9 protein-coding genes are annotated in these 14,618 nt (G+C 41.3%); 1 reads left to right on the forward strand and 8 read right to left on the reverse strand.

Annotated elements, in window-relative coordinates:
• Positions 1-124 precede the first annotated feature (124 nt).
• Positions 125-2,137: a VWA domain-containing protein gene (locus IPL35_15535; GenBank protein ID MBK8444725.1), complete on the forward strand. Its 2,013-nt coding sequence runs from the start codon at positions 125-127 to the stop codon at positions 2,135-2,137.
• A 14-nt stretch (positions 2,138-2,151) separates the two neighbouring features.
• Here IPL35_15535 and IPL35_15540 read toward each other — a convergent pair whose 3' ends face one another.
• The 8 genes from IPL35_15540 to IPL35_15575 all read right to left on the reverse strand — a co-directional run bounded on the left by IPL35_15540 (position 2,152) and on the right by IPL35_15575 (position 14,452).
• Positions 2,152-3,582, reverse strand: coding sequence for a T9SS type A sorting domain-containing protein (locus IPL35_15540; protein ID MBK8444726.1), 1,431 nt, complete (start codon positions 3,580-3,582; stop codon positions 2,152-2,154).
• A gap of 5 nt (positions 3,583-3,587) precedes the next feature.
• Positions 3,588-4,784, reverse strand: coding sequence for a hypothetical protein (locus IPL35_15545; protein ID MBK8444727.1), 1,197 nt, complete (start codon positions 4,782-4,784; stop codon positions 3,588-3,590).
• 164 nt (positions 4,785-4,948) lie between these two features.
• The gene (locus tag IPL35_15550; protein ID MBK8444728.1) at positions 4,949-9,574 is read right to left on the reverse strand and encodes a hypothetical protein; all 4,626 of its coding nucleotides are present in this window, start codon (positions 9,572-9,574) and stop codon (positions 4,949-4,951) included.
• A gap of 59 nt (positions 9,575-9,633) precedes the next feature.
• Positions 9,634-10,482 carry a 50S ribosomal protein L11 methyltransferase gene (gene prmA / locus IPL35_15555; GenBank protein ID MBK8444729.1) on the reverse strand — a complete coding sequence of 283 codons (849 nt, stop codon included), beginning with the start codon at positions 10,480-10,482 and terminating at the stop codon, positions 9,634-9,636.
• A 62-nt stretch (positions 10,483-10,544) separates the two neighbouring features.
• Positions 10,545-11,300, reverse strand: coding sequence for a triose-phosphate isomerase (locus IPL35_15560; GenBank protein MBK8444730.1), 756 nt, complete (start codon positions 11,298-11,300; stop codon positions 10,545-10,547).
• A 101-nt stretch (positions 11,301-11,401) separates the two neighbouring features.
• Positions 11,402-11,803 (reverse strand): HIT family protein, encoded by a 402-nt coding sequence (locus IPL35_15565; protein MBK8444731.1) that lies wholly within the window; start codon positions 11,801-11,803, stop codon positions 11,402-11,404.
• A gap of 24 nt (positions 11,804-11,827) precedes the next feature.
• Positions 11,828-12,304: a transcription elongation factor GreA gene (gene greA / locus IPL35_15570; protein MBK8444732.1), complete on the reverse strand. Its 477-nt coding sequence runs from the start codon at positions 12,302-12,304 to the stop codon at positions 11,828-11,830.
• Between the two features lie 345 nt (positions 12,305-12,649).
• Positions 12,650-14,452 carry an ABC transporter ATP-binding protein gene (locus IPL35_15575; GenBank protein MBK8444733.1) on the reverse strand — a complete coding sequence of 601 codons (1,803 nt, stop codon included), beginning with the start codon at positions 14,450-14,452 and terminating at the stop codon, positions 12,650-12,652.
• Between the last annotated feature and the right edge of the window lie 166 nt (positions 14,453-14,618).

Here is a 14,618-nt window from a genome sequence, read left to right on the forward strand (position 1 = left end):
CATAAAAAAAGACAATAAAATGACAATTCTTTGTGTGTTTTATCGTTTGTTTGCTGATAGTTTTATTGACCTATTTTTTTTATGGATTTTATTTTTTTATTCTTATATGAAATTTTTAAACGTTTTGCTTGGGGGAATAATATTATGGCTCAATACCTGCCAGATACAGGCACAGAACAGCAAAATAGAAGGCAGTGTGTATGATGCCCACACGCATCTCCCTTTAACAGCTTCTATTGCAATAAGCAGTATGCCATATTTGATATTTTCGGACAAAGAGGGTGCTTACAGCTACGTTTTGCCTACCGGAAAATATGTATTTGGCATTTATGCACCAAACTACGAACCCTTTGTGAGCGATACGCTGCATTTATACGAAGAGGCTACACTTCTTCACAACTTTTTTCTGCAACCTGTTTCAAGTAACAGAGAAGAAGTTTTTGAAATGACAGAAGAAAAGGGAAACCGTGCTGTAGAAATAAAGGCTGTTACCCGCGAAGATTTGGAAGCTATGCCCACAAGAATGGTTGAATCAATTGCTTCAAAAACACTAGGCACTTACGATGCAGCCGCTCATAAAGGAACACCTTACGACCGTAGAATTAATGAAGTAGTTAAAAACGAACCTACAACCGCCTCGCCGCCCCCTTCGTTGCGCAAAGTTAAAGACGAACCTACAAGTGCCGCCTCGCCGACCTCCCCTTTGTTGCGACAAGATGCCGCCGATACAAACCTGCAAGGTAAGCTCACCGCCGGAGAAGTAAACGACTTCGGAAAATGGGAACTGTGGAAAGACCTCACCGAAGGCGAATTGGCGCAGTTTCAACAAATATGGCATTGCCTACCTACACAACGTTTTACGGTGCAGGTGAGCAATAGCGAAGGTTGGGCACTAAGCGATGTGCCGGTGGAGTTGTTGGACGAAAACAAAGTGGTGTTGTGGAGCAGCCGCAGCGACAATACCGGAAAAGCCGAACTGTGGGCAAATTTGTTCCTCGACCACGCCACACAAAATCCCGACAAGCTGCAAGTGCGTGTGGGCAAAGGCAAAAACGAAAAAATATTAAAAAAAATAAAACCTTTTCAGCAAGGTATCAATATGGTGGAATTGCCGAAAGCCGACTGCCACGCTGCCGACTCTTTGGATATTGTGATTGTATTGGACGTAACCGGCTCTATGGGCGATGAACTGCGCTATTTGCAAAAAGAACTCAGCGAAGTGACCGCACAGATAAAAAGCCGACAAAACGACTTGTATATTCGCACAGGGATTGTGCTGTATCAAGATGAAGGCGATTTGTTTGTTACAAAATACTCGGATTTAAACGAAAATATTGATGTAAGCACCGATTTTTTGCAAAAAACCAGATTTGGCGGCGGCGGCGATACACCCGAAGCCTTAGATGTAGCACTCGAAACCGCCGTAGAAAAATTATCGTGGAGCGAGGCAGCGCGGGCGCGGCTAGCTTTTGTTATCACCGATGCGCCGGCACATCAAGATGCCGCCACTTTACAACGCCTCCACAATGCGTTGGCGGCGGCAGCACACAAAGGTATCCGCATCGTGCCGATGGCGTGCAGTGGCATTGATAAAAGCGGCGAATATTTATTGCGCTCTATGGCGTTGGCGTGCAACGGTACTTATACATTTCTGACAGACGACAGTGGTATCGGCAATGCACACATCAAACCCAGCACCGACCACTACGAAGTAGAAACCGCCACCGATTTATTGGTACGCGTGATACAGCAATACAGCAGTGCACCCGCCTGCGACACACCTCCCCCACCGCAAAAATCGCAGCCCGAAGCAGTGACGATAGCCGTTCCGGTGATGAATAAAACAGCAGCCGACAGCCTCTCCCAACAAGAGACGGAGCAGCCTTCGCTGTTATTGCTGAGTTGTTATCCCAATCCCACCTACGGTGCACTCACCATAACTACGACAAGCGGCAGCGTGGGCGGTATGTTGTATGTGGCGGATATGAACGGCAAACTTTTGGCACGATACGATATGTCGGAGCAAACAACGATCGACATTGATTTAAGCCCTTTTCCGGCGGGCATCTACCTTATCAGCTATATTCACCCCGAAACAGAAAAAGCACACAGCGCAAAAATCAGTTTGTTAAGGTGATTGTATAAAATAATTTATTTAACGAATTTAGTACTGTAAGGACTTTCGCCAATAATTGCCCTCAGCATATAAATACCTCTCGGCAAATGTTGTATATCTATCTGATTATCGGGATTTTGTAAAGAAATTTTCAAATTACCCAAAGCATCATAAATATTAACACTTTTTATTTCTTCTATGCTGTGTAAACAAATAAAATTACTCACCGGATTAGGCGAAAGTTGCAATAAATTACTATTAGTATCCTCAAAACCTATTACATCAGGTATGGTTTCAATAATTTCGGTTTGCGTAGTATTAGTAATAACAGGAAAATTATAGTCAAAATAAATATCAGCAGTATTCTCTAATTTGCTACCAATACCTACTGTGTCGACAGCTTTTATTTTAAAAGCTAAAAAACCATGACTCTCTGGCTCGTTGGTGGTGCTATCGGGCAAATTAATATTTTCAAAAAACGCCTCTAAACTATTACCTTCCAAACGCAAACGACATTCATGGCTTGCACCTACCATTCTAAAAGTAGAAATATCTAAGTTCTTAGGTATATCATCTTTTACTACTATATTGAAAGCTTCAGCTGTCCCTGTGTTTTGAAATCGAATTACATAATGTAAATAATTGTCAATATTTTTGACTTCAATTTGTGTACCTTGTAAGCAAATTTTATCATTTGGGTCACAAGAGCCAATAACAGTCTGACGCAGAGCAGAACTGTTATCTTCGGGTGTCTCGTCTGTTTGAGGGTAATCAATATATGCTAAATAACTTAACACATCACCAATATTGACTGCTGGTATTTCTTGTGGTGAATTTACACGTATATGGAAAATAATACTACGACTTTCAAAAGGGTATAAGTTTTCAAAATTCCAACGGAGAAGGTTGTTGCTTTGAGCAGCTAATGATGAGTTGCTATAAATATATTCTAAACGGCTTGCATCGTATTGTAAGCCAATACTTCCATTTTCAATAATTGTGCCCATATTTTGATAAATAATTTGGTATGTTGCATCAAAACCCGGCCTGGCATCAATTAAAGGCATAAGCGTAATCTTTAAATCGTGGTATGTGGAGATAGGTTTGATGCAAAAGTCTTGAGTAATAGTGTCAATATCATTTCCAAAGTTTAAAACTGCCGGAGCAACGGAATAATATGGTATATCATTTAATTGAGGTTGGAGCTTAAAGGTGCCTTCATTACAGTAAAAGTCATATTTACCCGTATGATTACCAATAATATAGCCTTTTCCCTCAACATTATCATATTCAATAATTGGGTTTGTAACAGAAACAGCATTTTCATTGCAGTCGTTGTTGCCCATATCTATTTTAACCGCCCCTGAAACCACATTATAATCATTTCCGCCCGGCTCAAATGAGCAATAATTATTCACCTGACAGGGAGGCATATAAGGTCCGTTGTAAGGATAGCTATTAAGCATATTTATTATTGAAGACATTTGATCCTTATCACAACAGATATACTTAAAAAGTTATTGTACATTATTCCTAAATCGTTGTAAGCATTGGGCTGAACGATATAAGATAATTCATCTCTGCCATTTTTCAAAAATAAAGAACTCATACCATTATTTTGACAAGACAGAAAATTCAACTTGTAGTTGTTAGAAACGTCTAACTTTGCCAAGTTATTACCATTACAGTTCAATGTTTCTAAATTAAAACAGCCTCCCACGTCTAAGTCTGCCAGATTGTTATTAATACACTTTAGTGTTTGCAAATGGTCTAAATCAGAAACATTAAGTACAGATATTTCATTAATACCACAGTCTAAATATTTTAGTTCCGGAAAATTTTCTACTGCCAATTCTGTTATACTATTGTAGTGACAGTCTATATAGTATAATTTTGGCAAGTTATCCAATTTCAATTCAGCAATAAAGTTAGTATAACAAGTAAATTTTTCCAAGTCTGCCAAATTACTCAATACTATAGTATCCGATAATGAGTTTTGATGCACATATAATTGTTGCAAATGATTCAACCCTTCAATTTTTAAACTACTCAGGTCGTTATTAGAGCAATCAAAAAATTTCAGATTAGGCATATTATTCACATCTATAGAAGATATATTATTATTACCCGCATCTATATTTTCTATATTGTACAAATAACCCACTTCTAAATCGGAAATCAAATTTTGGCTGCAATTCAAGTCTTTTAAACTATAACCAAAATTTGATAAATTGAGAGAAGATAACTCATTATTTTGACAGTATAAAATACTTAATTGGGGGGTATTTTGTATGAATAAGTAATCAATTTTATTATTATTGCATTGCAAAGTTGTCAATTTAGATAAATTATGTAAAATAACTGTTTCTATTTTGTTATGGGCGCAGTAAATATTTTTTAAGAGTTGTAAATCTTCTATTTGCAGTTTTTTAATTTCATTATAGCTGCAATCTAATGTCGTCATATTCAAAAAATATTCAATTCCCTTAATATCACTTATATTGTTGTTGTTGATATTTATTTGTCCAGCAAAGGCATACGCCTCCGCTATTTGAATTTCGCCATCGCCGTTGGTATTTATAACGGGGTCGTGGTTGAGGAGTGCATTTTTAAAGTTGGTATCGGGAATATAAACATTTTGGGCAACGGCTACTATATAACAGAACAATAGCCCTGTTGTAATAAAAAATTTTTTCATATAATAATTTTTTATTTTTGAGTGATAAAAAAATAACTCTGTTGTTTAAAATAACTTTTATTATCTCCTGCTCTTTTGCAAATATAATCTTTTATTTTAAACTACCAATAGTATCGACTTATTTTTTTACGCAATTATTTTTTATCCTCTTCGCCGTTCACGACTTTTTCTAAGGCTTCGTACCAACTTCGGTTTTCTTGTAGTCGGAACACAAAATTGTTTTTCTTGACCACCGGAGCTACCATATATTGATATTTAATGGCTTTCTCTTTGTCTTCTTTGATGCGTTTGCTCTCTTTAATTCCCTCTATCATCGTGTTGATTTCCGCTTTGGACGAAAGCACCTGAAAAGTATTTGCCGAATAATGGAAATAGTACCATTGAGGTACGCCTTTTTCGGGGTCTTCCATTTCTATATAAATATTGAAGAAGTCGCCGTTTTTGCGCGGCGCAAATTCTATATAGCTGTTTTTGACGGTACGGTTGATGTAGGTGTTGCCGATATACGCCACGCCGAAGTTGCCCACCGAACGGAAAGAGTTGTTGAGGCTGTCCCATACCATAGTGAGGTCGGCAAAAAAGAGTGGGTAGTCAAAATCTTTGGGTTTGTTGAAATAGCCGTCTTTGGACAAATTAATGAGGGTTACTTCGGCAATTTCGGGTTTTACCAATTCTACTACCGCTTTGTTAAAGCCTTGCGTCATAAAGTTTACTTCTTTGTTGTCGGAAACCAACTCGCGCACATCGGTGGCAATAGCGTCCCATATTTTGCCGTCAAAGTGCATATTTAAGCCCAAAGCAATATTTTTAAACAAAAAGCTGTTGGCATTGAGGTCGTTTTCTATGATACCGGCAGCATCGGCTTTTACCAAACCCAAATTGCGACAAAAGTTTATTTTTCCTTCTACATTCACTTTGTCTTGCTCATCGTACAAAGTAAATACATTTCCTATAATTTTTTCCTGCCGCAATTTGGCGGCATCGCCCACCTGATAGGTTTTTTGTTTGGCATTGTATGCCAGCAAACCATTGGCGGGTGTGAGGGCATAGTCGTCGCCGCCGCGCTTGGAGTCCATAAATACCGAATACGGCATATTATCGCCAAAACTAAACATCAGCCCCGTAAACAAAGGCTCTTTTTCCTCGCCTTTGAGCAAGGTGTCCAATGCTATCTGAATGTTTTTAGGGTTTACTTCATCTTTAAAAGCAAACCAGCGTGCTGACAACTTTTGGGTACGCAGTTCTATTTTTGAAAAGCCGTCGAAGGTCATAAATTTATTTTGCGAAGCCAAAGCAACCTTTCCTTTAAAGAGCATGCGTTCATCTAAGTGGAAGTTCTGCTCTTCGGGCACATCGGTTTCGGCGAAGGTGTACCAGCCGTCTTTGATGAGGGTTTTGTCTTTGCGGCGTTCTTGTTTTTCGTTTTTGATAAATTGGGTGGTGATGGAATTGAGGCGGATAATCTGGTCGCTCAACGAGGGCGACTGATATACATAATCGCCGGAGGCACGATAATTGAATCGTCCGAAAATTTCTACATCAGCATTGGATATATTGTGAATTTTGGAAAGTGTATCTACTTCTATGCGTGCGCCTTGCATGGTTTGCATGGCAGCATCAGCACCTATATCAAATTTGTTGTCGGGCGGAATGATAGAAGCATCGGCGATTTTTATATCGGGTACTCCACTGAAATGCACCAAGTCTTTATCCAATTCGTATTCGGCTAATTTAGCATCAAAACGCAAAGAATCCTGTTTTTTATTCAAAGAATAATATTTTGCCAATTGATCGCCTTTATTTTTGAAGGTAAGCACATTTTGTTTTACTTTCCAGTCCACCTCATCGGAGTATGCCATATAGCGAATTACAGGCATTTTGATACCGAGTGTGTCGGTTTGACGTTTGAAATTGGCAAAGTCATCGTACATTTGCATCGTAGCTTTGAGTTTTTTAGCTTGCGCCCACACTTTGTCGCTGCCTTCGGCAATTTTGATTTCGAGGTCGGCGGTATCGGAGTAGGCGGTGGCTTCGTCGAAGGTAAACAACTGCGATTTTACCAAAGCATTTTGCCATAAAAAGTGTCCGCGCCCTTTGAGTCCGCTGCGCTGCATGAGGAGGTTTCCTTTCATTTGAGCGCGGTCTTCAAACATCACAAAGGGCTGTTCTTTCATAATGAGGTTCAGGCTGTCTTTGTAAGGAAAAAAGCGCACTTTGTGCAAGCCGTTGGTAACTTTAGGATATGAAACGCCGTGAAATTTGCCCTTTTCTATGAGTACTTCATCGGCATCTACGAGCATAGAGTCGGGCAAAAACAAGCAATCGCGTACTTTGAGCGTGGCGGGTTCAAAAAATACCGACCCATCGCCGCGCAAGCCGCGCAGGTTCATCATCACCGCACCTGTGAATTTCCCTATATTTTTATACAAAGGCGTATTTTCATGTACTTCGCCGTCTTTAAATCCGAATGATTTATCTTCCTGAATATCAATGGTTTTGCGCACTTCCGGAAAAATATCGCCAAACACCATCATACCACCAAAAGACAATTTTTCGGGCGATATTCTGTCCACATCTTCTACGGTAAAAGGGTCGAGTTTGAAAAAGAAACGGTCGCGGGCGTAAGCTCCGTTGAAGAGTTCTTTGTCATCATAATACACAAAAGAGTTTTTCTTGCTCTCAAAGCGCGGATATTGCTCATTATTCACCAAACCGGACTTATTATCGGGATTATCAATTTCCATGGTGCCGCTTACATTGTGGATAAATGTTTTTATCGGCTCGGTTTTCAGTTCTTTGGGGTTGTCTATTTGGTCTTTGGTGGGGATATAAAAAAGGAGTTTTTGCGTAGAGTCCACATTGATATTAAAATCACCGTAGTTAAATTTAAAGTTGCCGCCAATCAAGTCCATACGCCCTGCCACCACATCGCCGTAAATATCGGTGTCGCGCTCTTTTTTTACAAAAAATTCTTTATTATACGGAAACAATACCACTTTTTGCGTATCGCTCAACATTACTTGTTTTACGCCGCGCAGGTTGAGTTCGTAATTATCGAGATTGAGTTCAATGTTATCTTTATCATATACCGAAACAAACTGTATATTGTCGTAGTCTTTTTCTTTTTGATAAGAGAGGGCATAATCGCGGGCTTTTTCGCGAATGGTGATCATCTCTGCCACCGAATCGTAATAAATAAATCCATCGGCTACCAAATCGTAAATCACTGTGAGTGCGCTTTGTACATTGTAGTTGCTGTTGATAGAACGGGCGAAATCCAAGGCGGGCATCTGATTAGAGCCGCCCACGAGCCAGTTTTTCAAAATCGCCACCATGTTTTGTTCGGTGAGTGCGAGGTATTTTTCTACACGGTTTTTATTATAATAGTTGTATGATTCAATAAAAACGGGCTTGCCTTCCAGAGTGGATATTTTCTGAAAAGTGATTTTCGGCTCGTCCAATTTCCAGTCTAAAGCATCGGTTTTCATTTCCACTTTGTGGTAGCTGTCCATAAAAGCGATTTGTGAAGTGGCTTTTTCGTCGCGCACCAAACGCAGGTGTTTGGTGGGTATTTTGTAATTGAGTGTAAGGCTGGGGTGATAAATGGAATCCTGAGCAAAATAAAGGGCGGTTTCGGTTTCGGTGGAGTTGATTTCTTCGTTGTTGCGGATACCCACAAAGCGGGCGTGTGCTTTGAGCACCACATTTCCTTTGGAAGAAAAAAACTGCATCGACGCTTTTTGCTCTTTTGTTCCCAAAATAGTGGCTTTGGCACCGCGCAAGCCGAATCCGCCAAAAAAATGTACGTTATCGGCGAGGGTTTTAATGGATAAATCGTGATTATAGCTTTCAAATTGTGGATATTCGTAGTCGTCTTTTATCACCACGGCAATTTTATCGGTGATGCGTCCTTTTTGCGGCTGTGGCAGGTATTTATCCAAATGCAGTGTTACGTTTTCTATGATAAATTCGGGGTTTTCCAAGTTAATTTCATAATCCTGCAAGTCGCAATAAGCGTCTTTGTACAAACTTTTGGTGCGTTCCCAAGTAATTTTTCCGCCTTTTCCTATCCATTTTTTCCCCAAAAGATAAAATATTCCGGCAGTTTCCTGAATGGTGATGGTATCTTTTTTTTGTGTGGCTCCGAAAAAAGTGGTTTTGGGAGCAGTGATGGTAATGTCGTTGTCTTTCCACGCCATCATAAAATCGTCTGTTTTGATGCCCCAGCTTTTTGCCGGCGAATCAAAAAGCACTTTGCGCTCAAAAAAACTGTTTGAAAAATCAATAAAAGCATCGTAGCGGGCGTTTTTGCCGCGCTCCATCAAGTTGGCGAATTGGGTAGAAACCTCTATCCAGCCTTTAAATCGTGTGCCTTCGGTATCAATGAGCAAAAGCTTATTGGCAGCAGCCATATAGCCGTCTATATAGGGCGAAGCCGTCATTTTTTTGGAAAACATTACATTGAACAAAGCCGCCAACTGCGCTATTTTTTCTTCGTCCAAAGCACCTTTATCTATATTTTTGTTAAATTCTTTGAGAATATCTTTTGTTTTTTCGCTTTGAGTATTCTCAAAAAGCGCATTGATTTGTGTTTTAAACTCGGCAGGGTTCGCCGAAATTTCTATTGTTTTTTGGGCAGCGAGAGAGGAGCTTAAAAAAGTACCCACGAACACCAATAAAACGATTGCCCGATAGGAAAAACTGATTTGATTTTTCAAGCAAAATTGTAAATCATTGATAAGAAACATGATATTTCTCATTATCCATTAGTTTTGATAAATTGGTAAATGTTTCGTCTATTGTTTGTTTGGAAAAAATTTCAAGTCTTATGCTCAAACGCCATACACAACCAATTATTGCGCTCGGCGGTGCGGAGATGCTCCAAACCAACGGCTTGGGCGGCGGCGGTAATGGCGGCTTCGTCGGTGGATAGAATACCGCTCAACAGCAGGGTGCCGCCCGCGCGGAGGGCATTGCGGAGTTCCTGCATGGCATCTAAGAGCACATGCAAATTGATATTTGCCAGAATTGTATCAAAAGTATCGGCTACAAAAGAGGATTTTTCACCTAATTCCACCTGTATCTGCTGCTGCGAAATGCCATTAAGTGCCATTGTTTCGGCGGTATTCTCCGTTGCCCACTCGTCATTGTCTATCGCCAGCACCGCTGTTGCTCCTTTCATTGCCGCAAACACCGCCAAAATACCCGTTCCGCAGCCGAAATCCAACACTTTTTTCCCCGCAAAATCCATATCATACATCGCCCGCAACATTAAATAGGTGGTGGCGTGATGTCCCGTACCGAAAGCCATTTTAGGAGAAATGAGCAACTGATGATGAAAATTTTCGCCGCTGATGTCGTGAAACACCGCCTTTATCAGAATTTTATCTTCAATAGCGATGTGTTCAAAGTTTTTTTCCCACTCTTCATTCCAGTTTTTCTCTTCCAGAGGTTCGGCACTCAACAAAGCAACTGCCACCTGCGGCGCATAGCGTTGCAGGAGTGTCTGCAAATCGTCTGCTTGGTAGTGGTGATGTTCAATGTAGGCTTTCAAGCCGTCTGGCAGTTCCCAAAAGCTGTCGTATCCGAGTGCGCTCAATTCTGCCACCAACAGCGCAATATATTCGCTGTCATCTACCTGCAAATGAACTTCTATATGGGTGCTCATGCGTGATGATATAAAAAGAAAAGAAGAGTGATTATTTTAATAAATAAAAAAGAAAAAACATTTTAGCAAGCCGCTTGTATAATGGCAATAAAATCATCGGCTACCAAAGCTGCACCGCCAATCAAGCCGCCGTCCACATCGGCTTGCGTAAAGAGTTCGCGGGCGTTGGAGGGTTTTACGCTGCCGCCATACAAAATGAGCATACGTCTGGCTGCCGCCGCGCCCGCTAATTTTGCCACTTCTTTCCGAATAAAAGCGTGCATTTCCTGTGCTTGCTGCGGCGTGGCGGTTTCACCCGTGCCTATCGCCCACACCGGCTCATAAGCAATCACCACCGACTGCAAATCCTCGCCCGAAAATCCCGACAATGCCGTTTGTATCTGACGGCTCACCACTTTAAAATGTTCATTGCGCTTGCGCTCTTCCAATACTTCGCCACAGCAATAAATCACTTTCAATCCCTGCGACAAGGCTGTTTTTATCTTTGCTGCTAATTGCGTATCGTTTTCGTGCTGATATTGGCGGCGTTCGGAGTGCCCCACAATCACATAATCGCATTTGAGTTCTTGGAGCATTGCCGCACTGATTTGCCCTGTATATGCTCCTTTGAGGTGTTCGCTGCAATCTTGCGCCCCGATTTTTACTTTGCGCCCTGCCACTCGTTTGGCGGCGGCTATATGTACAAAAGTAGGACACAACAATACTTGCACAGCAGCGGGTATTTGCGGAGCAAAAGCGGCAACAGCCCGCGTGAGGAGTGTGATGTCGTGCAGCGAAAGGTTCATTTTAAGATTGCCCGCTATGAGTTTTTTGCGCATATTGTATGAAATAGTAAATGCTGTTTTTTATTAAAAAAATGAAAAAAAATGGATATAAAAAAATATCCGTGAGAAGAATTGTCGGATTGCTGCCGCATTTTCTATTGTGTAGATAAGGCTTCGCGGATAGCGGCTGCTAAGGCTTGATACTCGGCATCGCTTATCTGTACGCGCGGTTTTTTGAAATCAATAATCCCTTTTTCGTCCAAAGGCACTAAATGAATATGAGCGTGGCGCACTTCCAAGCCCAACACACATACGCCTACTTTTTCGCAGGGCACTACGCTTTTCAGAGCCTTTGCGATACGTTTCGCAAACAGCATCATAGCTGCCAACAAAGCATCGTCCAAATCAAAAATATAGTCAATTTCTTGTTTGGGAATAACCAAAATATGTCCTTTTTCTACCGGTCTGATGTCTAAAAAGGAGAAAAACTGCTCGTTTTCGGCAATTTTATAGCACGGAATTTCGCCGTTGATGATTTTAGTGAAAATACTCGCCATATTTAGAAAAAAGTTTTAAAAAAATTACTCTCTTGTAATTTCTATTACCTGCAAATCCATCAAACCGCCGGGTGTTTTGATGCTCACTACTTCGCCTACTTGCTTGCCGAGCAGCCCTTCGCCGATGGGCGATTTTACGGATATTTTGCCTTCTTTCAAATTTGCCTCCGACTCTGTTACCAATTTATACTTAAATTCTTTGTTGAGTTGGAGGTTTTTGAGGCGCACCGTAGAGAGTATTAATGCTTTGGAACTATCCAATTTGCTTTCGTCAATGAGGCGGGCATTGGATAATTCGGCTTCCAACTTGGCTATTTTCATTTCCAGCATACCCTGCGCTTCTTTGGCGGCATCATATTCGGCATTTTCGGACAAATCGCCTTTTTCACGGGCTTCGGCAATCTGGCGCGACATTTCGGCTCTGCCTTTGGTTTGCATTTCGTGCAATTCTTTTTTCAATCGCTCCAAACCTTCTTTGGTAAAATATTTGATTTCTGCCATATTTTTTAAATAAAATGATATTGTGTTAAAAGTGTAATGCAGTTAAATGTTCAGGTGTGTATTTTTTTTTCAATCACTCAATTTATTGAAAATATTATTATTGAAGTTTATTTTAAAAGAGTATTGCTTGATTTTTTTATTAAAAAATATTTATTGCATTAAAAATAGATTTTTTTGTAATTTTTTTCTATATATTTTATTTTCTATCAATCAATACGCAAAAAACACAGATTTTTGGTAAAAAAAATACAACGTTCCTGTTTTTCTCTGACAGGAACGTTGCAAAAAAGTATGGTGCAAAGATACATTTTTTATCAATGCCACAACACTTTACTATTTTTTATTTTAAATATCACGCAAGGCAGCAGCTTCTTCTAAGCGGCGGCGTATATCTTCGGGGCGACCTTTCGGAATGGCGGCGATGAGTTTTTGGGTATAGGGCGTTTGCGGATTATTGTAAATATCGTCAGCTACGCCGATTTCTTCTATTTTTCCTTTGTTCATCACCATCATACGGTCGCTCATAAATTTCACCACCGACAAATCGTGCGAAATGAAGATATAGGTAAATTTGAATTTTTCGCGCAATTCTATCAGCAAATTCAGCACTTGCGCCTGCACCGATACATCTAATGCCGACACCGACTCGTCGCAAATGATAAATTTGGGGTTCAGAGCCAAAGCGCGTGCAATGCAGATGCGTTGGCGTTGTCCGCCCGAAAATTCGTGTGGGTAGCGGTTGAAATGCTCCGGTTTCAAATTGACGGTTTGCAGCAAATCTATCACGCGCTCTTTGCGCTCGCGGTCGTTGGCATATATTTTATGTACCTGCATCGGCTCCATAATGGCATTGCCGATAGTGAGGCGCGGATTGAGCGAAGAGTAAGGGTCTTGAAAAATGATTTGCATTTCTTCGCGCAGTTGCTTCATTTCTTCCTGTCCCAATTGCAAAATGCGCTTTTCTTTGTACACAATGTCGCCGCCGTAAGCGGGAGCCAAACGCAGCAAAGTGCGCCCCAGGGTGGTTTTGCCGCAGCCGCTTTCGCCCACCAAACCGAGGGTTTCGCCTTCGTGTACTTCAAAGCTCACATCATCTACGGCTTTTACATAATCTAATACTTTGCCAAAAAAATTGGTTTTGGACGGAAAATAAGTTTTCAGGTTTTTCACTTCCAGCACCGGTTTTTGGCGGTGCAGGGTGTCGAAGCGGGCGCGGGTGGCTTCGGGCGATACCTCCACCGACTGCACCATCGCCTCCACGGATACCGGCACTTCCACGATATTTCCGGCGGCATCTTCTTTCATAAAATCCGACACAGTGGGCAATTTGCTCAGGCGTTTGCCGAGCGGCGGACGACAAGCCAGCAGTCCTTTGGTGTAAGGGTGCTGCGGGTTCGTAAATATATCGAGCACGCGCCCCTGTTCTACTATTTTTCCTTTATACATCACCAGCACGCGGTCGGCGATTTCGGCAATTACGCCCAAATCGTGCGTAATGAACATAATGGCAGAATTGTATTGCGATTTCAAATCCGACATCAGTTCCAGAATAGTTTTTTGAACGGTTACGTCTAAGGCGGTGGTGGGTTCGTCTGCTATCAGAATCTGCGGATTACAGCTCATTGCCATGGCTATCATCACCCGTTGCTTTTGCCCACCCGACAACTGGTGTGGGTAGCTGGTAAAAATACGCTCCGGCGTGGGCAGTTTCACTTGGTTAAACAAATCCAATGTGAGTTGTTTTGCTTCGGCGGTGCTGCGTTTTTGGTGCAAACGAATGGCTTCTACGACTTGATTGCCGCAAGTAAAAACGGGATTGAGCGAGGTCATCGGCTCTTGAAAAATCATAGAGATTTCGTTGCCGCGATAGCGGCGCATTTCGTCTTCCGGCACTTTTGTCAAATCGGTTTCTTTGCCGTCGCGGGTACGATACAGCATTTGCCCGCCCGCAATAATACCCGGCGGATTCGGAATGAGGCGCATCACCGACAGCGAAGTCACCGACTTACCCGAACCCGACTCGCCCACGATACCGAGTGTTTCGCCCTGTGCGAGCGAAAAGCTCACATCGTTCACCGCTTTTACCAAACCCTCTTCGGTACGAAAATGCGTTTCTAAATGATTGACTTCTAAGATAATTTTACTCATAAAAAATAAATGCAGATAAAAGCCCGTGATGAAAAACGAGTATTGCTCACTTTTGGCACAAGATAAATATTTTTATAAAAAAACGAAGGAGGTTTTTTTTATCATTCACAATCAAAATAATTCTGTTCTTTTAGAGAGGGGTTTAAAGAAACAACGCTATTACTAC

The organism is Sphingobacteriales bacterium, from assembly GCA_016711285.1.
Taxonomy (GTDB): Bacteria; Bacteroidota; Bacteroidia; order Chitinophagales; family UBA2359; genus JADJTG01.

Excerpts from the sequence above, each read along its gene's own strand:
- IPL35_15540 (MBK8444726.1), bottom strand. The coding sequence starts at position 3,582 with ATGCTTAATAGCTATCCTTACAACGGACCTTATATGCCTCCCTGTCAG.
- IPL35_15550 (MBK8444728.1), bottom strand. The coding sequence starts at position 9,574 with ATGAGAAATATCATGTTTCTTATCAATGATTTACAATTTTGCTTGAAA.
- prmA (MBK8444729.1), bottom strand. The coding sequence starts at position 10,482 with ATGAGCACCCATATAGAAGTTCATTTGCAGGTAGATGACAGCGAATAT.
- IPL35_15560 (MBK8444730.1), bottom strand. The coding sequence starts at position 11,300 with ATGCGCAAAAAACTCATAGCGGGCAATCTTAAAATGAACCTTTCGCTG.
- IPL35_15565 (MBK8444731.1), bottom strand. The coding sequence starts at position 11,803 with ATGGCGAGTATTTTCACTAAAATCATCAACGGCGAAATTCCGTGCTAT.
- greA (MBK8444732.1), bottom strand. The coding sequence starts at position 12,304 with ATGGCAGAAATCAAATATTTTACCAAAGAAGGTTTGGAGCGATTGAAA.
- IPL35_15575 (MBK8444733.1), bottom strand. The coding sequence starts at position 14,452 with ATGAGTAAAATTATCTTAGAAGTCAATCATTTAGAAACGCATTTTCGT.